This is a genomic window from Dehalobacter sp. TBBPA1 (assembly GCF_040931655.1).
In the GTDB taxonomy this organism is placed as follows: domain Bacteria; phylum Bacillota; class Desulfitobacteriia; order Desulfitobacteriales; family Syntrophobotulaceae; genus Dehalobacter; species Dehalobacter restrictus.
The window spans coordinates 41,173-62,819 of the sequence record NZ_CP162385.1; the positions used below are offsets into that span (position 1 = coordinate 41,173).

Below are 21,647 nucleotides of genomic sequence, written 5' to 3' on the forward strand. Positions count from 1 at the left end.
ATGGGAAGAATTCAGGCTGTTCTTTATAAGGAGTTTCTGCATATCCGCAGAGACAGACTGACACTGGGACTGGTGTTTATGCTTCCTCTGATTCAGCTGCTTCTATTTGGTTATGCGATCCAAACGGAAGTCAAACATATCCCGACGGTAGTATTTGATCAGTCTCTTAGCGAGGAGAGCAGAGATCTACTGGAGGCTTTCAGTGCTTCCGGATATTATGACGTCCTTTATGCGGCCAATAGCTTTCAGGAAGTCAATGATATGATTGACAGCGGTAACGCGAAGGTCGGGATCGTTTTTCCGCCAGGTTTTGCCAATAACGTGCAAAAAGGCGAATCTGCCCCTGTCCAGGTGATTGTCGATGCGAGCGACAATATGGTAGCGAACCAGGCCATGGCGACAGCTAATTCCATCGGCCTGCTGAAATCACAGGAAGTCATCACTCAGAAACTGCATATCGATCTGACTAATCCGCCGTACGACATCCGAGTACGGGCCTGGTATAATCCGGACGGAATTACCGCTTATTATATGGTGCCCGGGATCCTGGGAATTGTTGTGACACTTTCTATGGTGATGATGACATCGATGTCCCTGGTCCGGGAGAGGGAAAAGGGAACGCTCGAGCAGCTTATTGTTACGCCGATCAAGTCGTATGAGCTAATGATCGGAAAAATTATTCCTTATATCTTTCTGGGTTATATCCAGATTACCGTTGCCCTGCTGGTCGGGGTCCTGGTGTTTGGAGTTCCGATCAAAGGGAGTCTGCTGGAACTGTATGGCTTGACGCTTTTCTTTATCACAGCGTCCTTAGGTCTGGGTATCATGATATCCAATATTGCCAGAAATCAAATGCAGGCTTTCCAGATGTCCTTTTTTATCATGCTTCCGAGTATTATGCTTTCGGGTTTTCTTTTCCCGCGGGACGCCATGCCCAGGATCATTTACTATCTCAGCGATGTGATTCCGCTGACATATTACCTGGACATCATCAGAGGAATCGTTCTGAAAGGAATTGGTTTTTCCTACCTGGTCAGCCAGGTCATCTGCCTGATTTTATTTTCAGTGTTGTTTCTTACGATCAGTATTCTGAAGTTTAAGAAGAAAATAGCCTAAAAAGAGGAGTTAACATCGTGGATACGAGAGAAAAAATTATTCTGGCCTGTGAACAGCTTACTATAAAGAATGCTCTGGGTTTTTCCCGTCTTTCCATGGAAGAACTGGCCAAAGCGGCCGGATTAAGTAAAAGAACGATCTATCGTCATTTTGCCAGCAAAGAAGACTTGTTTGAAGCAACAATTGATAAGGTAACGGATGAAATTATTGCCAGGAATTTGAGACTTTCCGATTCAAAAGATATCAACACGATCATTGCCGGGGCTCTTCAGAATATTTCTTATCTGATCAATCCTCAGTTTTTAGCTGACTTAAGCCATCATTATCCGATGCTCTGGCAAAAAATTGACCAGATCCGTCAGAAAAAGATTGACAGGCTGATCGATCACCTTCTGGTCAGCAGTAAACTGCGTTTACGAGTAGATTCCGGGATTTTTAAGACATCACTGTTAACAGCGATGTCAGAGATTCTCAGTCCTGAGTTTATCCTGAAGAGCGGCATGTCTTTTGAACAGGTCGGATTGGAATTCCTGAATATGTTCATTTTCGGGGCCGTTGAACCGTTAAGCAATACAAAGCAGGAAGCAAGTTTAGCTAATTTGACAGAACTGAAAGTAAATTTGGCTGATGAGCAGAACGGGTAAAAGCTGTAGAAACATTAATATTGAATTAGAGTTGACGTTCGCTGTCCGAGCCAGTATAATAACATTTGCGACTTTGTTAATCTTTTGCGAAAAACTGATATTAATGAATAATTGCTGTTTCAGACCCGGAGAGATGGCTGAGTTGGTCGAAGGCGCTCGCCTGGAAAGCGGGTACATGGTGATGAACTGTGTCGTGGGTTCGAATCCCACTCTCTCCGCCATTGACATTATTCGAAGCCTTGACATTTAAAGGCTTTTTATTTATTTACTTTCTTTTTCATGGTATAATAAAGTTTGACCGTGCTAGACGGGGAGTCAGCGGTTCCTTGTAACCCGCAATCCGCTATAGCGGGGTTTAATTCCTTTGATGAGGATCTGGTCGTCGGAGCAGTCCATGTTTGAATGTGATGAGTTTCTGGTCTTGCGCAACGGAACGCTTTGAACCGTGTCAGATCCTGACGGAAGCAGCACTAAGGAGTTAGTTCTGTGTGCCGCGAGGTGACCGGGAATGAACATTTGAGCAGGGTTAACGTCCGGAGGTTTTGGTTCGATCAAAGGTGCACGGTCTTTATTCATATAAGGTGGTTTTTGGAGACCATCTTTTTTGGTGTATCAGAAAATTCAAGTTTCTGGTCGTATATCCGAAAGTATATTGCTTTTTGATATATCTAAGTGCAACTAAGGCTTCCGCCAACGGCTTGGCGTCGGCCAAGTATTCTTTATGAATTTAGGAAGTGACGGGTGATAACATGGCATATCTTGCACTTTATCGAGAGTGGCGGCCCAAAAAGTTCAGTGAGATGGTGGGCCAGGAACATGTCAAAATAACCTTGACTAATGCACTGAACCAGAATAAGGTCGCACATGCTTATATGTTCAGCGGCCCCCGGGGTACAGGAAAGACTTCGGCAGCGAAGATTTTGGCGAAAGCACTGAACTGCTCCGACCGGGATGGCGCTGAACCGTGCAGCCGGTGTGCATCGTGTCTGGATATTGAGCAAGGAAATGCGATGGATGTCCTGGAAATCGATGCCGCTTCCAACAGAGGCATTGATGAAATCCGGGATTTAAGAGAGAAAGTAAAGCTGGCGTCGTCTGGCGGCAAATATAAAGTATATATTATCGATGAAGTCCATATGCTCACACCTGAGGCTTTTAATGCTTTGCTCAAAACATTGGAGGAGCCACCGGTCAATGTTGTCTTTGTCTTGGCAACGACGGAGGCCCATAAAGTGCCACTGACGATTTTATCCAGAGTGCAGAGATTTGAGTTCCACCGCATTTCCGCGGAAGGCATTGCGATGAGACTGCAGGAGGTGTGTCAGGCTTTAGGGCGGGATATCGAGACCAAAGCACTGCGGGTTATCGCGGCTAAGGCCGAAGGTGGTTTGCGCGATGCATTAAGCATCCTGGACCAGTGTCTACTGCAGGATGATCCTATTAGGATGGAGCATGTTTATCAGGTGATCGGCATGGTTGGGGAAACTTTCAGTGCAGATCTGACGGATTCCCTGCTGAATCAAGATTATGCTTTGACCCTGGCTAAGCTCGGAGAAGGAATTTCTCTGGGTCGGGATCCCCGGCAAATCATCCGCGAACTGTTGGACTATCTGCGGCAGGCGCTTTTATATTTGGCCGGCGGTCAGGAACCTTTGATGGCACCTGAGATGACCCGGCGGCTTGTTGCGCAGAGTCAGGCAATCGGTCTGAACCGGCTTCTCTGCTGGATCAATGTCCTTCTGAAGGGTGAAGGGGAATTGCGCTACGCGACAAATGCCCGTCTGGCAGCGGAAATGATTCTGGTGCAGACCATTTTTGGAGCAGATATAGCGGGGGGTTCAACTGATTCAACCGAAAACCGGCCTAAAGAAACGCACGTTAAACAGCCGCAAAAGGCTGTGCAGACGGCCAGTAAACATCCGGCTGAAAGTAAGGATGAGGCTCCAACGAAGGCAGTTGAAACCACCGAACAGGACCAGAATATGGCTGAGACCTTACCTGCTGCTGAACAAGGCAGTGTCAACTTCCAGACGGTCCAGGATAAATGGCCGGAAATACTCGAGGAAGTCCGGAAACGAAAAAGATCTACTCATGCTTTCCTGCTGGAGGGAAAACCGCTTGCCGTAAAAGATGATCAGGTCTATTTGGTTTTTAAAGACGGCTATTCTTTCCACCGGGACAAATTCAATCAGGTAGAAAATAAAAATGTTGTGGAAGAAGTACTTCTGCAAACATTTGGTAGAAAACTCAGTCTGAACAACCTTATTGAAAGTGAGGTTCAGGCTCTGCCGGCTGAAGCTGCGGATTTTACAGAGTCAAAAAAAAGAGTAACGGACCGGATGGGACCAGCTGAAGACGACTATTTGGTCCAAAAAGCCCGCGAATTATTTGGAGATCAGCTTGTGCAGGTGCGAAAAGAAAAGTAATATAGATGATAGACAGCTTTAAGCGAGCCATAAGCGGGCAAACGAATGTTAGAAAAAAGAATCAAGCAATAGCAAAAAAAGAATAGTCGAATAAGGAGAGTGTTATTCATGGGATTTAAACAAGGCGGCGGCGGAATGGGCAATATGAACCAGATGCTGAAACAGGCACAGAAGATGCAAGAGAATATGATGAAAGCGAAGGAAGAACTGGAAAGTCAAAGTATTCAGGCATCTTCAGGCGGCGGCATGGTGGAAGTCGTTGTCAGCGGTAAAATGGAAGTTCTGGAACTCAAGATAAAGCCGGAAGCGATTGATCCGGATGACGCTGAACTACTCGAGGACATGATTAAAGCTGCAGTCAACCAGGGACTTAGGAATGCCCAGGCGATGGTCGAGAACGGCATGGCCAAAGCAACCGGAGGATTCAATATTCCCGGATTATTCTAAAACATTGATACCGTTTAACGCTAAATCTAATCAGTATAAGGTTGACAAGGGACTAGAAAAATTCTGGAGAGTATACATTTTATGGATTATCTATATTATCCTCAGCCAGTATCCGATTTGATTGCGGCATTTTCTCGCTTGCCTGGAGTTGGGCCGAAGACTGCAGGGCGCCTTGCCTTTTATCTTTTGAGGCATCCGGAACAAGCCGGTGAACTGACGCAGGCAGTGACAAAAGCGTTGCAGGATATCAAACAATGCACGGTTTGCGGGAATTATACCGATATTGATCCATGTAAAATTTGTTCAGGGGAGCGCAGGGACAGAACGCTTCTTTGTGTCGTAGAACAGCCCCGCGATGTGATTGCGCTGGAGAAGACCGGCGAATATAAAGGGCTTTATCATGTCTTACACGGTGTACTGTCGCCAATGGAAGGGATCGGGCCGGAGCAGCTTAATCTATCTCCATTATTCCACCGGCTGGAAGGGGTTCAGGAAGTTGTACTGGCAGTGAATCCAACGGTTGAAGGTGAAGCCACCTCATTGTATATTTCAAAGCTCCTAAAACCCATCGAGATTAAAGTGACAAAGATCGCGCATGGCCTGCCGGTAGGCGGAGATTTAGAATACGCGGATGAAGTCACCATTGCCCGGGCGCTCGAAGGCAGACGTCAGCTGTAATTCAGATGTCGGTCCGTATTTTTAGATTATATTGATCATTGTGGGAGTATCTGAATTTGGGATACTCCCTTTGCTATTTTGGTTCTAACTTGTCCACTGTCGGCATAGCCTGATAACAGGATATACGGCGGGAGGAATCATCATCATGACGTTCGTTTTTTTAGGGTTGTTTATTGTCCTATTAATATTGGTGACCGTGGCCTCATTAAGAAAACCCAATAAACTGATTAAGCTCTTCATTCACATCCTTGGCGGAATTGTTGGTTTATGGGTCGTGGATTTGCTGTTAAGCATTTTTTCATTTGAGATCCCGATTAATATTTTTACCGTGAGTGTTGTCGCAATACTTGGATTTCCTGGGGTAATTGTGCTTGCTGTTCTGCAATTAATAGGAATATAAATTGTCTGATTGAATACAGTATTCTTTTTTAAATAAGCCCTTTTGCAGCAAAATTAAGCTTGACGAATAGAAGAAATAAAAAGTATACTAAAATAGCAGGGGACTATCGTAAAAAAATAGTTCCCTGTATTTGTAGCCTAATCCAGGTAGTTTACTCTTAATCGCATACTACTGGCCGAAGCAACATTTTCAATCCGTTAATGTTATTTTTTTAGTTTCTTTTATTTAGTTGGTCGGATAGGGGTTATCTCTACGAAAGAAAAACAAACAAGAAGATTGAGGAGGAGAAAACAAATGTCGAAAATGAAAACAATGTCAGGGAACGAAGCTGCTGCGCATGCTTCATATGCGTTTTCCGAAGTAGCTACTATTTTCCCGATTACCCCTTCATCCGACATGGCAGAGCTTGTTGATGAATGGGCTGCGTATGGCCGTAGGAATATTTTTGGCCAACCGATGAAGGTAGTTGAGATGCAATCGGAAGCCGGAGCCGCCGGTGCTTTTCATGGTTCGCTGCAGGCTGGAGCGCTTACTACGACGTATACGGCTTCTCAAGGTCTGCTTCTGATGATTCCGAATATGTATAAAGTCTCCGGTGAGCAGCTGCCCGGTGTCTTTCATGTCAGTGCCAGAGCACTTGCAGCACATGCCTTGTCCATCTTTGGCGATCATCAGGATGTCATGTCTGTCCGGATGACCGGCTTTGCAATGTTAAGTTCCGGAAGTGTGCAGGAAGCCATGGATCTTGCTTACATCGCTCACCTCTCTGCAATAAAAGCCAGAGTGCCGTTCCTTCATTTCTTTGACGGCTTCAGGACTTCTCATGAGATTTCCAAAATCAACGTGCCGGAGTATGAAGAAGTTGGAACGCTGCTTGATTGGGAAGCATTGAAACAGTTCAGAGACAATGCCTTGAATCCTGAACATCCCTGTCTCAGAGGGACCGCCCAGAATCCCGATATCTACTTTCAGGCCCGTGAAGCCAGTAATAGTTTTTATCAGGCGGTGCCTGGGATTGTCGAAGAATATATGCAAAAATATAAGGGTCTTACGGGACGTGAATATAAGCTCTTTCAGTATTATGGAGCGCCAGATGCTGAGCGGGTTATTATTGTTATGGGTTCTGTCGGGGATACAATCAGTGAAACGATTGATTATCTCGCAGCCCGGGGTGAAAAAGTAGGTGTATTAAGGGTTCGTTTGTTCCGGCCTTTCTCTGCGGAACACTTTATCGCAGCTTTGCCCAAGACAGTCAAGAAAATAGCTGTATTGGAACGTACCAAAGAGCCGGGTTCCCTTGGCGAGCCTTTATACCTTGATGTTGTAGATGTTTTCTCCAAACAGGCCGAAAAACCGGTAATTGTCGGCGGACGCTATGGTCTGGGTTCCAAGGATACCACGCCTTCTCAGATCCTCGCGGTATATGAGAACCTGAAAGCGGAAAGTCCCAAGCACGGTTTCACGATCGGCATTATTGATGATGTTACGTTTACTTCTTTGGAAGAGAAGCAATTTATTGATACAACCCCTGAAGGAACCATCAGCTGCCAGTTCTGGGGACTTGGTGCGGATGGAACCGTCGGTGCCAATAAGCAGGCGATCAAGATTATCGGAGATTTCACGGAACTCTATGCTCAGGCTTATTTCGCCTATGACAGCAAGAAATCAGGAGGTACGACCGTATCGCATCTGAGATTTGGCAAAACCCCGATCAAAGCGCCTTATCTTGTCAATACCGCGAACTACATTGCCTGTCATAACCAGTCCTATGTGGATAAATATCATCTGCTGAAAGGACTGAAACCTGGAGGTACGTTCGTATTAAACTGTCAGTGGCCGGTGGAGGAACTGGACGAAAAGCTTCCTGATGCACTCAAAAAAGCCATTGCGGCTAAGAATGCCAAGTTCTATATTATTGACGCCGGCAAGATTGCCAGGAAAATTGGACTCGGCAGCAGGATCAATATGATTATGCAGTCGGCCTTCTTCAAGCTGGCCAAAGTCATTCCGCTGGAGGATGCGCTTCAGTACCTGAAGGATTCGGTTGTTAAGGCCTATGGCAAAAAGGGACAGGAAGTCGTTGACATGAACAATAAGGCGATCGATGCCGGATGTAATGCACTTGTGCAAGTTGAAGTTCCCGCATCCTGGGCTGAGGCCGATGCCAATAAGGGCATTTTCCTCGGAAATGAGAAAGACCCTGCCTTTATCAAAGATGTTGCGCGTGTTATGGCTGCCCAGGAAGGTGACAAACTTCCGGTAAGTGCATTTTTAGGCCGTGAGGACGGAACATTCCCTCTGGGGACCTCGGCTTACGAGAAACGCGGGATTGGTACTGCGATTCCTGAATGGATCAAAGATAACTGCACCCAATGCAACCAATGTTCTTATGTATGCCCGCATAGCGCGATCAGACCTTTCCTGATGGATGAGCAGGAAGCGGCTCAGGCTCCGGAAACTTTTGCTGCTGTCAAGGCTGCCGGCAAAGATCTGGCCGGACTTCAATACCGCATGCAGGTCAGCCCGCTCGATTGCACAGGCTGTGGCAACTGCGCGGATATTTGTCCTGCGAAAGAAAAAGCGCTAGTTATGAGAGAAGTCGAAGAGATGACCGCTGTCCAGGCTCCTCTCTGGGAGTATGCGGTGACTTTAAGCGGTAAAGAAGACAAAATTGCCAATAAATATTCCGTGAAGAACAGCCAGTTTGTTAAACCGCTGCTTGAATTCAGCGGCGCTTGCCCCGGCTGCGGAGAGACTGCCTATGTAAAACTCTTAACCCAGCTGTTTGGGGATCGGATGATGGTTGCAAATGCCACAGGCTGTACGTCAATCTGGGGCGGCAGTGCTCCTTCCATTCCATATACCACCAACAAAGAAGGTAAAGGACCTACCTGGGCCAACTCCTTGTTTGAAGACAATGCTGAATACGGGTATGGTATGTATCTTGGCGTTCAGCAGATACGCAGCAGACTGGCTGACGAAATGAAGCAGGCCCTCAGTCTGGATATTCCTGCGGAAATGAAAACAGCTTTCCAGGAATGGACAGAGAATATGAATGATGGAGATACCTCCAAGGCCGCTGCCAAAAAAGTGCTTGACGCTTTTGCTTCCGTCGATGTGAAGTCCAATGAACTTCTACAAAAGATTTGGGAGAAGAAAGATCACTTGGTCAAAAAATCACAGTGGATCATCGGTGGAGACGGCTGGGCTTATGATATCGGCTACGGCGGACTGGACCATGTCCTGGCTTCGGGCGATGATGTCAATATTCTGGTTCTCGACACAGAAGTCTATTCGAATACAGGCGGTCAGGCTTCCAAGGCAACACCACGTGCTGCCATTGCTAAATTTGCTGCAGCCGGCAAGAAAATCCGCAAAAAGGATCTCGGCATGATGGCCATGAGCTACGGCTATGTTTACGTTGCCCAGGTTGCTCTGGGATCCAGCATGACTCAGACCTTAAAGGCCATTCAGGAAGCAGAGGCGTACAAAGGACCTTCTCTGGTTATTGCGTATGCACCCTGTATCAACCATGGCATTCATTCCGGTATGGCGACCAGTGTCACACAGGCCAAGAAAGCTGTTGAAGCTGGGTATTGGCATCTGTACCGTTACAATCCGGATCTTCTCGAAAAAGGAGAAAAACCGTTTACCCTCGATTCGAAAGAGCCATCAGCGTCCTTCAGAGATTTTATCATGTCTGAAGTAAGATACAGCTCCTTGCTTCGTACTTTCCCGGATACGGCGGAAGACCTTTTTAAAGGAGCCGAAAAATTTGCCGGAGAACGCTACAAATCATACAAGCGCCTGAATGATCAGGATTGGAACTAACACTGCAAAAATGGAGAACTAACGGAAGCTGCTGCAGGCAGATGATGAACATTTGCCGCAGCAGCCTCTTTTTTTTAGTTTCCATATCCGGCAAAAGGGTACTAATAACTCTTTTTTAAGGGAAGAATATACTATGAACAGTAAGCATTCTGGTTAACCGAAAGGAATGAGTCTCAATGCATAATATTTATCCACGTTGTTCACTGTGCCGGAATACTCCCTTAAATGGTCTGTATGACGGGTTTCGCCTTGCCGGAAAGTTTATTTGCTCAGCTTGTGAAGAACAAATTATGACAGCCGATGTCCGGACCCCAACGTATCAGGAGAATTTACTGCTTATACGGAAAGTCCTATATGGACAGTCTGCTGATTACATAAGTGGACAGTCAAATCGCTAAAACAAAGGTGAAATACAAGTGAAAATATGCTAAAATAAAATGATACCTATTGTGGGGAGGAACCCGGTGGATTCACTGAGAAAAGGACTTGATGACTACTGTGGGCAGGGTATGGTTTCGTTTCATACGCCTGGTCATAAAGGCAGTAAGGAACTACTGTCCGGAATAATGTTTCCGGATTATGATTTGACGGAACTTCCAGGGTTGGATATGCTCCACCATCCACATGGGATTATCGCTAAAGCACAGAAAAAAGCTGCGGAAGCTTATGGATCGGAAGAGACCTTTTTTCTGATTAACGGAGGTACTGCGGGTAACCAGTCTATGTTTGCCGCGCTGATGGCCGGTATGCGGCTGACAGACAGAAAAGTCCGAATTGACCGCAGGGCGCACCGGTCAGTTTTTGGTGCCTTGATTCTGTCGGGAGTTGTTCCCGAATATATTGCTCCGATTATTCATCCGGATTTTCATTTGGCGCTAGGAATGGATGCGGTAGAATATTCCGACGATCTGGCAGGAATTGGGGCCCTGCATCTGACGAGTCCAAGTTATTACGGAACAGTCACAGATCTCAAAACAATCATCAAGCAAAGGGACGGGAATGCTCCGTTTATTCCGATCCTGGTGGATCAGGCCCATGGCTCCCATTTGCAGGGAGGGCTGTTCCCTGCCGGTGCTGTAGTCGAAGGAGCAGACCTGGTGCTCCATAGTTCCCATAAGACCCTCGCGGCGCTTACTCAGGCCGGAATGCTCCATGTACAGGGCAGCAGAGTTGACCGTACGGCCCTGAAAAAATCATTGGAATTTCTGCAGACTTCCAGTCCGAGCTATCTTCTGATGGCTTCTCTGGAAACGGCGCTTGAAGGATTAACACAGACAAAGATCTGGCAGGATCTTTACGTGGAAGTATGTCTGCTACACCAAAAACTGGAGGGACCTCTTCGGATACTTACAGGTAAGGACTCCGGGAAATATGGCATTTATGATGTTGATTGGTCCAAAATTCTGATCAATGTTTCGGGTTTGGGCTTGACTGCGTTTGAAGCTGTAGATTTTTTAAGAAAGGTATTCCAGATTGAGCCTGAATTATGGGACAAAGAAAATATTCTTTTTATGCTCGGCGCAGGCAGCAGGCCTGAGGACGTACGTCATTTGACGAAGGCGCTGGAATACCTGGTGGGCAAGTACCGTGGGCTGGCAGGACAGCAAAAGGAGCGAAGAACGGATCAATCTCAGAATTCTGCCGGATCAGGCTCCACTCTGCTTATCCCTCCGATGCATTTGACACCGAGGGAAGCATGGCTGGCAGCCAAGAGACCGGTGAAACTAAAGGATGCCCTTGGTTTAATTTCCGGAGAAACTATTTCGATTTATCCCCCCGGCATCCCGCTTATTGCAGGAGGAGAAGAGATCACCTCTTATGTACTGGAATATCTGAACAGGGCCAGGGAGTATAATTGGCAGGGATGGGATGGTTCGGAACGCGGAGAAATTCTCGCAGTGAATATTTAAGGTGGATACGATCATGGGGATCAATTATACATTATTAACAAAAGCAGCACTTGAAGGAAAACTGGCCCATTTTCTCTTATTTCACGGCTGCGGGATGATCGAAAGAGAAAGGGCTGTTCGAGATCTTGCTCTCATGTTAAACTGTAGAAAAGAAAATAAACCCTGCAGGGAGTGTCCGGATTGCAAAAAGATGTTATCCGGCAATCACCCTGATTTTCATATGATCAAACCGCAAAAGACATCGATTGGCATCGAACAGATTATTCAAATTCAGGGGAAACTATATCGTAAGACCTATGAAGGGAAATTCCGGATATGTTTGATTGACCAGGCAGACAAGCTTACACTCCCTGCTGCGAATGCGCTGCTTAAATTGGCCGAGGAGCCACCAGATCATACGTTAATTGTCTTAAGTGCAGGAAATGCCGAGGGAATTATTAATACCTTAAGGAGCCGCGCTCAGGAAGTCTATTTCTCTTCGCCGGCAGAAAGCGATTGGCTGGAGGAGACGGATGCTTTCCGGCTTAGCGGCGGAGATCCAGATCTGGCAAGGAAAATCCAGGAAGTTGGTCTAAGTCGGATCAAGAGCCTGTCAGGAAGCTATCTGGAGGCCATTGATAAAAAAGATTTTCTCAAAATGTTTGCGCTTTTTCCGATGGAAAGAGAAGAAGGCCAGCTTCTTCTGCAGGTCCTGGCTGTTGTCCTGAAAGAAATGGTGATTAAAGGGCAGCAGTCACCTCAAGTTCTCAAAGAAATTACACAAATGACAGAAGTCGTCCGTAGACAGGTTAATCACAGGCTGGCGCTGGAAGTACTGGCCCTAAAACATTTGAAATTGGGAGGAACCGATATTGGCTAAAGTTGTTGGTATTCGTTTCAAAAAAGCCGGCAAGATCTATTATTTTCTTCCCGGCAGCCTCGATATAAAGCCGAACGACGGTGTTATTGTGGAGACGGTACGGGGAATGGAATACGGTAAAGCGGTCATTTCGTTAAAAGAGATTTCCGAAGAGGAAGTGGTATCGCCGCTCAAAGAGGTGCTGCGCTTAGCAACACCCGAAGATGAGGAAATCTATCAAAACAATGAGAAGAAAGAAAAAGAGGCTTTTCAGATATGCCTCAAAAAGATTCATGCCCATCAGCTTCCGATGAAACTGATTGATGTAGAATATACTTTTGATGGCAATAAGATTATTTTTTCTTTTACAGCCGAAGGCCGGGTGGATTTCAGGGAACTGGTGAAAGATCTGGCCTCCGTATTCCGTACCCGCATAGAACTTCGACAGATCGGGGTGCGGGATGAGGCGAAGATGCTCGGAGGACTCGGTTCCTGTGGCAGGGAACTGTGCTGCAGCTCTTTCCTGGGAGATTTCGAACCGGTATCGATCCGGATGGCCAAAGATCAGAATCTTTCGCTTAACCCGACAAAAATTTCCGGCATCTGCGGAAGGCTGATGTGCTGTCTTAAATATGAGAATAGCTGCTATGAATGCCACAACACATTAAATAAGGGACCCAAAGAGAATCGAATTTTCTCTGAGGTATATGATAAGGAGAGCCAAGAAGAATTGCGCAAACTTGTTGCCGAAGAAGCGGAGGAATAGAGTTGGGCCAGCTATATCAGGCAATTACGGAAGTTGAAGAAAATATCTCAACGCTTTTAAGTGAAGTAAAAAGCCTTAGGCAATATGTTGAGTATCTGGAAGAAGAAAACGTCAAACTAAAAAGGCAGCTTTGTGCCGTCTCAGAGGCAGATACGGTCAGGGTACAGAAAAATGCAGCCAAAATCCAAAAGGAAGCACAGGAAAATCTCGAAAAGCTCTATCAGGAAGGTTTTCATGTTTGCCATATTTATTTTGGGGAACCCGTTGAAGGAAGCTGCCTTTTCTGCAATGCTTTTCTTCGTAAAGACTGACGACCGGAGGATATCATGCCGCAAATAGGGACTTTGTATGTCTGTGCCACCCCAATCGGCAATTTAGGAGATATTACGCTTCGGGTGCTCGAAACACTGAAAGCAGTCGATTTTATAGCCGCGGAAGATACGAGGCATTCGAGAAAACTTCTTGATCATTATCATATTAAGACCCCCCTTTTAAGTTACCATGACCATAATGAAAAATCGCGTGCCGAGGAGATTGTTCGCTTCTTAAAAGAAGGAAAAAGCGGTGCGTTGGTCTCTGATGCGGGAATGCCTGGGATATCTGATCCCGGTCATATACTTATTGCCCGCTGTCAGGAAGAAAAAATCTGTGTTGACGTTTTGCCTGGCGCCAATGCTGCTTTAACAGCACTTGTTCTGTCGGGAATGCCGGCGGAGAATTTTCTTTTTCTGGGATTTTTGCCTTCGACAAAAACAGAGCGCAAGAAAATTCTTAGAGAAATGACCGAGATTCCTTACACCATTATTCTCTATGAGGCACCTCACCGGATCAAAGCAACGCTGGAAGACATTCTGGAGATTCTTGGGGACCGTCAGACCGCAGTTGCCAGGGAGCTGACTAAACTGCACCAAACGGTACACAGGGGTCTCGTAAATGAACTTCTGCAGGAATTCCGGCTTGCACCAGTAAAAGGTGAATGCTGTATTATTCTGGCACCTGCAGAAAAAAACATTGATCCCGGGGACCCTTCCCTTTGGATGGAGGACCTCCGGAAATTTGAAAAAGACGGCAAAGATCGCAAGGAAGCAATGAAAATGGTTGCTAAAAAATATGGTATGAGTAAAAGTATGATTTATAAGGCTTTTCTGGATCAGAAGTGACAAAATGGACAAAAAAAACAGGAAGTAACTATTTACCTCCTGTCTGGAAAGCCAGATGTTCAACCGGCTTTATTTTCTGAAGCAGCAGCTTCCCCCATTGCCGCGGCACATTCACGACAGACATTCTTCCCGCGGAATACTTGAACATTGGAAGCATTGCCACAGAAGACGCAAGCTGGCTCATACTTTTTAAGTATGATTTTTTCTTCGTCAACATATATTTCCAAAGCGTCTCTTTCATCAATTCCTAATGTTCTGCGAAGTTCGATTGGTAATACGACCCGACCCAATTCATCAACTTTTCTCACAATTCCTGTAGATTTCATAATTTTCATCCCCTTTCTCAACAAGTTTCGACATATATCATCCTAATGTTACCAATCATGTCTGAAAAAGTCAATAGGCGAAAAGTTTCAAAAACGCTTTTTTATCAGAAAAAATATATAGTGTATTCATGATATCCAAAATTATAATATTTAGTTTACCGAAATAGTCTCGTTGGCCTTGACAGTATTTGCTGAAATTTCCTATATTTATTGAAGAGAATGCAAACATAGCAAACCTTGAAACTACTGATGATAACGAATTGTCTACCGTAAATAAAAGGAGGTCTATTCCTGTGAAATATTATATTACCACACCTATTTATTATCCCAATTCCAGTCCTCATATCGGGACTGCGTACACGACTATTGCTGCCGATGCGATGGCTCGTCTGCGAAGAATGAAGGGCGATGATGTCTATTTTTTGACCGGGACGGATGAGAATGCGCAAAAAATTGTACGGACTGCTGAAAATGCCGGGATGGATCCGCTTACATATGTTGACGGGATCGTCGATAAATTTAAGGAATTCTGGAGACTGCTCGACATTTCCAATGATGATTTTGTCCGGACAACAGAAGAGCGGCATGCCAAAGTCGTACAGCAAATATTTACAATGCTCTATGAAAAGGGCGATATTTACAAATCTGAGTACGAAGGTTGGTACTGTACACCATGTGAAACTTTCTGGACAGAAAACAAACTTGTTGACGGAAAATGTCCGAATCCAGATTGTGGAAGAAATGTGGAACTTCTGAAAGAAGAAAGTTATTTTTTCAGGATGTCCAAATACAGTGGCAGACTGCTGCAATATATTCAGGACCATCCCGATTTTATTCAGCCTACTTCGAGAAGAAATGAAATGATCCGGTTTATTGAAGGCGGGCTTGATGATCTCTGCGTATCGCGTACGACCTTCCAGTGGGGCATCAAGGTTCCTTTTGATCCGAAACATGTGGTCTATGTCTGGCTCGATGCTCTGATTAACTATATCTCTGCGCTGGGCTATCCCGACGGCGAAAAATACAAAACTTACTGGCCGGCCAGTGTTCATCTTGTTGGCAAAGATATTGTCCGTTTCCATACCATTATCTGGCCAATTATTTTGATGGCGCTTAATCTTCCTTTGCCCGAGAAGGTTTTTGGCCACGGATGGTTCTTAAGCAAAGAAGGTGGAAAAATATCCAAGTCAAGAGGAAACGTTCAGGATTCGTTTCAGTTGATTCAGAGATATGGCGCTGATCCCATTCGGTATTTCCTGTTAAGAGAACTACAGTATGGGATGGACGGTACTTTCTCTGAGGATGATCTGGTCGAAAAATTAAACAGTGATCTGGCGAATGATCTCGGAAATTTTGTGTCTCGCACCTTGGCCATGGTCGTAAAATACCGGAATGGAATTGTCCCGGAACCCGGAGAAGATACCGATCTGGAGAGGGAGATCAGAGATTTAAGCAGCAAGGTAAAACAAGGGACGGAAGAAAAAATGCTGGCCTGTGATACGGCGGCGGCGCTTGAGGTTATCTGGCAGTTTGTCAGCAGGTGCAATAAATATGTCGATGAGACAGCTCCCTGGAATCTGGCAAAAAGTGAGGATAATCAGGACAGGCTGGATACGGTGCTTTATACATTTATGGAGTGCATCAGGATCCTTGGCATTTTATGTGCTCCCTTTATGCCGGGAGTACCGAGAAAAATCAAACCCCTCCTGGGAGATACAGATTTCTTCAAGGACTGGGAACAGGCAGACAGCTGGAATGTTATTCAGCCGGGCACGGCCATCCGAAAGGGAGAAGCCATTTTCCCGAGAATCGATGTCTCCGCATACCTTGAGCAGGTCAATTCTGAAATGGAAAGGTGTGTCACACAGGTGCAGGGTAATACAGGCCATCAACAAGAAGTAAATCTAGAAGTCAGTCCTTCGCAACTGGGAAATTTGCAGCAAATGGCGGAGATGGTTCCGCTCAAGGAAGAAATCAGCATTGAAGAGTTTGCCAAAATGGATTTTAGGGTTGTTAAAGTGCTGCAGGCAGAAAAAGTAGAAAAAGCTGACAAGCTGTTAAAACTGGAAGTTGAAATGGGTGGGGAGCGTAGAACAATTGTATCCGGTATTGCCCAGCATTACAGCCCAGAAGCGCTTGTCGGTAAAAAGGTCATTCTGGTTGCGAATCTTAAGCCTGCCAAGCTCCGCGGAATCATGTCCCAGGGGATGATTCTGGCAGCTTCGCAGGACGGAGAGCTGGAAGTACTTACAGTTCAGAAAGATCTTCCGACAGGGGCTCAGGTCAAATGATTTGGGATACGCATGCGCATCTGGAAGACAGCCAGTTTAGCCCGGACAGGGGTAAGACCATTGCCCGAGCTACTGCAGCTGGCGTAACGACGATTGTAAACGTCGGATCTACCGAAGCGACAAGTCAGAATTCGGTGAGGCTGGCTGAAGAATACCCGTTTATTTATGCAGCAGTAGGCATTCATCCGCACGATGTTGAAGCTTGTACGGATAAAACCTGGGAGACGCTGCTCAGATTGGCGCAGAACCCGAAAGTTGTTGCCTGGGGAGAAATTGGCCTGGATTATTTCAGGGACATTTCTCCCCGGGATGACCAGCGCAAGTGGTTTATTCATCAATTAAAACTGGCCAATGAAGTTGGTTTGCCGGTGATCATCCATAACCGGGATGCACACGGGGATATTCTCCAAATTATAAAAAATCATCCTCCTGAGGCAGGCGGCGTTTTTCATTCTTATTCGGGTTCCTGGGAAATGGCAAAAGAACTTTTGGCCATGGGTTTTTATTTGTCTTTTTCGGGGCCGCTTACTTTCAAAAATGCCCGCCATGCCCCTGAAGTTGCGGAGAAAGTGCCGGAAGACAGGTTCTTAATTGAGACGGACTGTCCGTATCTTACCCCGGAGCCCTACCGCGGTAAACGAAATGAGCCTGCTTATATATGTGAAGTATTGGCGAAAATTGCGGCAATCAGGGGAATGGAGGTCAGGGAAGCAGCCCGTCTGAGCAGTGAAAATGCTCGCAGATTGTTCAGAATTGATCAGTTTCAGTGTGAGATAGGAAGTAATCTTCAGTGATCTGCTGCAAACCAAACGGAGAGACGTATTATTATTCTGAAAATTTTGGCGGTTTCTTGTCAAAATGGTCATTTTTTCTATTGTGAATACTCCCGGTCTAATGGTAAAATGTACAGTGTATAGGAAAAATGTAAATGCCAAATCAGATTAGACTCGTTCAAGTTTCGAAAGGGCTAATAATTTTTTTCACTATCTTGTAGATACAGTTATACACTTCTAGCGGCAAAATTTGTTTTGGAACTGGAGCCTTCGATTAAGAAAACACATGCCAGACAGGAGGAGTGCAATATTTCTCAGTTACCTGAGGATATTATTTCAGTTGTAGAAACAAGATATTAGCATTAAGCAGATGCGAACTTTTAACAATTGCTTTGCGTTATTAATTTTAAGGAGGAAATAAAATGATTGATCTGAAAGTGTTAACAGATGCCGTAGGTGACCTGGACGAAGATAAACTGATGGGGATGCTGAATGACTTTGTTGCATCGAAGCCGACCGAAGAAGAGGCTCAGTCCGTCGTTGGTGCCTGCCAGCAGGGAATGGCAAAAGTAGGGGAACTGTTTGAAAGCGGCGAGTACTTTGTAGGCGATTTGATCTTTGCCGGTGAGCTCTTAACCCAGTCTATCGATATCTTGAAACCGGTAATCGGCAGTGACAAATCCGCCAAAGTAGGCAAAATCGTACTGGCCACTGTCGAAGGTGATTTGCACGATATCGGCAAGAACATTTTCAGAAGCATGTCTGAAGCAGCCGGATTTGAAGTCTTTGATTTGGGGATCGACCAAGGCCCAAGCGCATTCATTGAAAAAGTCAAAGAAGTACAGCCGGATATCGTAGGGATGAGCGGTGTACTGACGTTGGCCCTGGAAGCGATGAAAAAGACGGTAGATGAATTGAAAGCTGCTGGCGTGCGTGACAGCCTCAAAATCATTATTGGCGGAAACCCTGTAACAGAAGAAGCCTGCAGACAGATCGGTGCAGATGCATTTACCACGAATGCAGCCGAAGGCGTTAAGATTTGCCAGAGCTGGGTAAAGTAAATATCTGATGTAAAAGCCGAAGCGACCATGTTCAGCAGAACTAAGGCGTTTTGGATGTTAGCGGCGAGGAGATAAGGGAAATAGTCCACTGGGACTGTTTCCCTTATTGCTGTTTGGAGCTGCAAAAACGCCTCAATATAATGAAGCGTCCTTGTTAAGCTTGCTTGGATTCATGTTATAATAATCTATTTACTTCGCGAGCTCCTTCAAAAAGCTTAGCGCAATATCGCAGACAACAGCATGATCTTCAGCGTTGAAGTAATCCAGTGTATTGGCATCAAAAAGAATATTGGCTCCCGTGGCAAATTCCTCGTCGCCGTTCCAGAGAATAAAGGTGACATAAATGTTGTTTATAAACTGAAAACGGTAGCTGAGGTCTCCGTGCGTTGTTTTCACTGCATTCAGCTTTTGCATCGCGCGTTCAAGCGCAGAAAAATCCTTACCAAACATTCTGGCCAGCCGCATGATACAACGGCCGTAAAAATTCCGGTAGTACACCTGTCCGCCAGAAACTTCCTGATAGGTGATGTTCCTTTGTGTAGGAGGTGTACCCTTGGCGTGGACCAGGTAACGCAGGATTAACGTCATAACCGGAAAGTTTGTAATTTCGGAGCGGTTTGAATCGTAGATTTTCCCTGAGGGGTAGGAGACAAAATAAGTTCTGCCCATTAGAAAAACACAAAACTCTTGCTTTTGGCTGTCATACGCTGTTCCGGATTTCCGGGATATTTCCACAGGGTCACAGTCTATGAGCTTTGTGCGGATAAATTCATAATGCATCGGTGTATCGGACACGGCTTTATTCCTTTACGCTTTTTCGGTAATCAGGATTTTATGTTCCAAAAGTTTAATTTCCTGAATTATACCGTTAATCGTTTTTTCGTCTCCCAATAAACCTGTTAAAAAGATTTTACCAGAGTCAACCTTCATGTTCGCAACATTTTCCATAACCATTTTTTCTCCGTCAGGAGTCAGAACATAAGCATTCGATTCACACATACTATATCACCTTTCTTAACAGTTATTCTATGGTTTTATTTCATTCAGATGATTTTGCGCTGATCTTTAACCGTTGGAAATCTTTCTATTTCGGTGTGGGGAAGGAAACAGGCGGATATGAATTCTCCCATGTAGGAGCTGTCGGTACTGAGTTCCAGGTAAGTCATATGAGAGGCAATATCCTCGGCTTTTTTTCTGGCATCAGTGCTTCGCAGGGTCAGATAACTGCCCATTAAGGAACTATTGCCGAGATATTTAAACTTTTGGACCGGAAGGTCCGGGAAAAGCCCAATGGTTATCGAGTTGTTCATACTAATATTTGTGCCGATTCCGCCGGCAATATATATTTTGTCTATTCCGGAATAATCCATACCCATGCTGTTTAATAATACTGCTACAGCAGCGTAGACAGCGCCTTTGGCCCGGATGAAATTTTCCAGATCAATTTCCGTAATCGTAATATCTTTGGGAATATAATATTCTCCTCTGAAAGCGAACACGTATTCACCGATTCCATATTCGTCAAAACGGATACGGCGAGTTTTTAGATTTCGGTTCAGACGTCCCCGGCTGTCAATAATGCCTGCCCGGAACATTTCGGCAATAGCATCAATGATTCCAGAGCCGCATAAGCCAAGTGGAAGTTGGTTGTCAATCGTATCTATTGTAGGCTCAAAAGTTTTTCTGTCAATCCTGACATTTTCAATCGCGCCTGGTGCCGCACGCATCCCGGAACTTATTTCTCCGCCTTCAAACGCAGGTCCGGCGGAACAGGCACAGGTGAGTAAAAAGTCTTTATTGCCAAAGACAATCTCGCCATTGGTACCCAGGTCCATAAAAAGAATATTCTGATCTTCTGACCACAGGCCGGAAGCCAGGATGCCAGCAGTAATGTCCCCGCCGACATAGCTTGAAACTGAAGGCAAAATATATAAAAGGCTCTCTGAGTAGGCTTCTAACCCAAGGTCGGCAGCTTTAAGGTATTCAGAACTTAGGAAAGCGGGAATATAGGGTTCTTTCCGCAAATAGTCCGGATAAACGCCTAGCATAAGGTGCATCATGGTTGTATTCCCGGAGGCAACCATCACACTGATGTCGTCTTTGGAAATATGAGTTTCCTGTCTCATTTTCTTAAGCAAGGGATTAATCGTTTCTTTGATAATGGCATGAGTTAATTCCTGCAAGCCATTTTTCTTGGTTGCGTGAATAATTCGATTGATTACATCAGCACCATATTTAATCTGAGCGTTTCCGGCAGAGGCTTTGGCTATAATCTTTCCATTATAAAGATCGACCAGGAAGGCAGCTACAGATGTAGTTCCTACATCTATAGCTGCTCCATATAGCCTGTCGGAAGTATCACCAGGTTCAATATTGATAACCCTGATTCTTTCGCTGTTTTCTGCAAAATACGTAACAGTCGCGTGAAAATCATTTTCTCTTAGAACATGAGGGATCTTTTTTAGGATTGGTAGTCGACAAAGGGCTTCACTGTAAGAAATATTTTTAAGCAGATGTCTTTTAATTCTGTCCCAGTCAGAGATGCAGTCATCAAGGCTTGGTAGGTCTAACTCCATATAGGCCTTTTGCACCGGGGAGTTAAATAGAATATGGTTCTCGGCAGCCAGGTTAATGACCGTGTCGATAATCTGTTGATCTTTCGTTCCAGCCAAGTCCTCAACTTTCATTCCGCTTAGTGCGGATGTCTGGATAGCCGACACTTCAACAGTAATATCGCCATTAATTTTGGAATTACATGCTAAGACAAAACCCTGTGCTAGTTCAGATTCAGTAATGTGATGGCTTTTACGAAAATTTACACTGCCTTTAAGAACCTTTAGCTTGCATTTGCCGCATGATCCGAGTCCATTGCAAGGCGCATCAAGGAAGATACCAGCTTTGCGGGCCACATCGAACAGTGTCTCACCTAATTTGGCAATCACAACGGTGTTTTCAGGGATAAATTTTACTTTAAACATGT

The 21,647-nt window shown here is 45.3% G+C and carries 20 protein-coding genes, 1 tRNA gene and 1 other RNA gene; 18 read left to right on the forward strand and 4 right to left on the reverse strand.

Annotated features, from left to right (window positions below):
* The 15 genes from AB3489_RS00195 to rsmI all read left to right on the forward strand — a co-directional run bounded on the left by AB3489_RS00195 (position 1) and on the right by rsmI (position 14,216).
* The gene (locus AB3489_RS00195; RefSeq protein ID WP_019224874.1) at positions 1–1,116 is read left to right on the forward strand and encodes an ABC transporter permease; all 1,116 of its coding nucleotides are present in this window, start codon (positions 1–3) and stop codon (positions 1,114–1,116) included.
* A gap of 17 nt (positions 1,117–1,133) precedes the next feature.
* A complete protein-coding gene (locus AB3489_RS00200; RefSeq protein ID WP_368293487.1) occupies positions 1,134–1,760 on the forward strand; it encodes a TetR/AcrR family transcriptional regulator in 627 nt (208 codons plus the stop codon).
* Positions 1,761–1,887: 127 nt separating this feature from the next.
* Positions 1,888–1,981: transfer RNA gene (locus tag AB3489_RS00205), tRNA-Ser, on the forward strand.
* Positions 1,982–2,058: 77 nt separating this feature from the next.
* Positions 2,059–2,325, forward strand: an RNA gene (gene ffs / locus AB3489_RS00210) — signal recognition particle sRNA large type.
* Between the two features lie 184 nt (positions 2,326–2,509).
* Positions 2,510–4,186: a DNA polymerase III subunit gamma/tau gene (dnaX, locus tag AB3489_RS00215; RefSeq protein WP_019224872.1), complete on the forward strand. Its 1,677-nt coding sequence runs from the start codon at positions 2,510–2,512 to the stop codon at positions 4,184–4,186.
* 108 nt (positions 4,187–4,294) lie between these two features.
* Positions 4,295–4,633 carry a YbaB/EbfC family nucleoid-associated protein gene (locus AB3489_RS00220; RefSeq protein WP_015042278.1) on the forward strand — a complete coding sequence of 113 codons (339 nt, stop codon included), beginning with the start codon at positions 4,295–4,297 and terminating at the stop codon, positions 4,631–4,633.
* Between the two features lie 81 nt (positions 4,634–4,714).
* The gene (recR, locus tag AB3489_RS00225; protein ID WP_368293488.1) at positions 4,715–5,311 is read left to right on the forward strand and encodes a recombination mediator RecR; all 597 of its coding nucleotides are present in this window, start codon (positions 4,715–4,717) and stop codon (positions 5,309–5,311) included.
* A 145-nt stretch (positions 5,312–5,456) separates the two neighbouring features.
* Positions 5,457–5,711 carry a pro-sigmaK processing inhibitor BofA family protein gene (locus tag AB3489_RS00230; RefSeq protein WP_015042280.1) on the forward strand — a complete coding sequence of 85 codons (255 nt, stop codon included), beginning with the start codon at positions 5,457–5,459 and terminating at the stop codon, positions 5,709–5,711.
* Between the two features lie 294 nt (positions 5,712–6,005).
* Positions 6,006–9,542, forward strand: a complete 3,537-nt coding sequence (gene nifJ / locus AB3489_RS00235) for a pyruvate:ferredoxin (flavodoxin) oxidoreductase (RefSeq protein WP_368293489.1) — start codon at positions 6,006–6,008, stop codon at positions 9,540–9,542.
* Between the two features lie 176 nt (positions 9,543–9,718).
* The gene (locus AB3489_RS00240; protein WP_083221924.1) at positions 9,719–9,940 is read left to right on the forward strand and encodes a sigma factor G inhibitor Gin; all 222 of its coding nucleotides are present in this window, start codon (positions 9,719–9,721) and stop codon (positions 9,938–9,940) included.
* A 66-nt stretch (positions 9,941–10,006) separates the two neighbouring features.
* Entirely contained in the window at positions 10,007–11,452 is a 1,446-nt protein-coding gene (locus AB3489_RS00245; RefSeq protein WP_368293490.1) for an aminotransferase class I/II-fold pyridoxal phosphate-dependent enzyme, read from the forward strand.
* Between the two features lies 1 nt (position 11,453).
* Positions 11,454–12,311 (forward strand): DNA polymerase III subunit delta', encoded by an 858-nt coding sequence (locus AB3489_RS00250; RefSeq protein ID WP_368293491.1) that lies wholly within the window; start codon positions 11,454–11,456, stop codon positions 12,309–12,311.
* Entirely contained in the window at positions 12,304–13,056 is a 753-nt protein-coding gene (locus AB3489_RS00255) for a stage 0 sporulation family protein (protein WP_019224867.1), read from the forward strand. Before AB3489_RS00250 ends, AB3489_RS00255 begins: the two co-directional genes overlap by 8 nt.
* A gap of 2 nt (positions 13,057–13,058) precedes the next feature.
* Entirely contained in the window at positions 13,059–13,367 is a 309-nt protein-coding gene (locus AB3489_RS00260; protein WP_015042287.1) for an initiation control protein YabA, read from the forward strand.
* Between the two features lie 15 nt (positions 13,368–13,382).
* Entirely contained in the window at positions 13,383–14,216 is an 834-nt protein-coding gene (gene rsmI / locus AB3489_RS00265; protein WP_368293492.1) for a 16S rRNA (cytidine(1402)-2'-O)-methyltransferase, read from the forward strand.
* A gap of 59 nt (positions 14,217–14,275) precedes the next feature.
* Here the strand turns inward: rsmI and AB3489_RS00270 are convergent, their stop codons facing one another.
* On the reverse strand, positions 14,276–14,542 hold the full coding sequence (locus AB3489_RS00270; RefSeq protein WP_015042289.1) for an AbrB/MazE/SpoVT family DNA-binding domain-containing protein: 267 nt from the start codon (positions 14,540–14,542) through the stop codon (positions 14,276–14,278).
* Positions 14,543–14,835: 293 nt separating this feature from the next.
* On the opposite strand from AB3489_RS00270, the gene metG reads away from it, so the two are divergent.
* The 3 genes from metG (at position 14,836) to AB3489_RS00285 (ending at position 18,667) form a co-directional block, all read left to right on the forward strand.
* Positions 14,836–16,833 carry a methionine--tRNA ligase gene (metG, locus tag AB3489_RS00275; protein WP_368293494.1) on the forward strand — a complete coding sequence of 666 codons (1,998 nt, stop codon included), beginning with the start codon at positions 14,836–14,838 and terminating at the stop codon, positions 16,831–16,833.
* Positions 16,830–17,627, forward strand: coding sequence for a TatD family hydrolase (locus AB3489_RS00280; RefSeq protein WP_368293495.1), 798 nt, complete (start codon positions 16,830–16,832; stop codon positions 17,625–17,627). The genes metG and AB3489_RS00280 overlap by 4 nt, the downstream gene beginning before the upstream one ends.
* A gap of 401 nt (positions 17,628–18,028) precedes the next feature.
* Entirely contained in the window at positions 18,029–18,667 is a 639-nt protein-coding gene (locus AB3489_RS00285) for a B12-binding domain-containing protein (protein WP_368293496.1), read from the forward strand.
* A 189-nt stretch (positions 18,668–18,856) separates the two neighbouring features.
* On the opposite strand, the gene AB3489_RS00290 is transcribed toward AB3489_RS00285, so the two are convergent.
* From AB3489_RS00290 to acsV, 3 genes are read right to left on the reverse strand one after another with little or no spacing between them, the layout of a single operon-like run.
* Positions 18,857–19,447 carry a DUF3786 domain-containing protein gene (locus tag AB3489_RS00290; protein ID WP_025204934.1) on the reverse strand — a complete coding sequence of 197 codons (591 nt, stop codon included), beginning with the start codon at positions 19,445–19,447 and terminating at the stop codon, positions 18,857–18,859.
* A gap of 27 nt (positions 19,448–19,474) precedes the next feature.
* The gene (locus AB3489_RS00295) at positions 19,475–19,666 is read right to left on the reverse strand and encodes a CooT family nickel-binding protein (protein WP_019224861.1); all 192 of its coding nucleotides are present in this window, start codon (positions 19,664–19,666) and stop codon (positions 19,475–19,477) included.
* Positions 19,667–19,710: 44 nt separating this feature from the next.
* The gene (gene acsV / locus AB3489_RS00300) at positions 19,711–21,645 is read right to left on the reverse strand and encodes a corrinoid activation/regeneration protein AcsV (RefSeq protein ID WP_368293498.1); all 1,935 of its coding nucleotides are present in this window, start codon (positions 21,643–21,645) and stop codon (positions 19,711–19,713) included.
* Positions 21,646–21,647 lie beyond the last annotated feature (2 nt).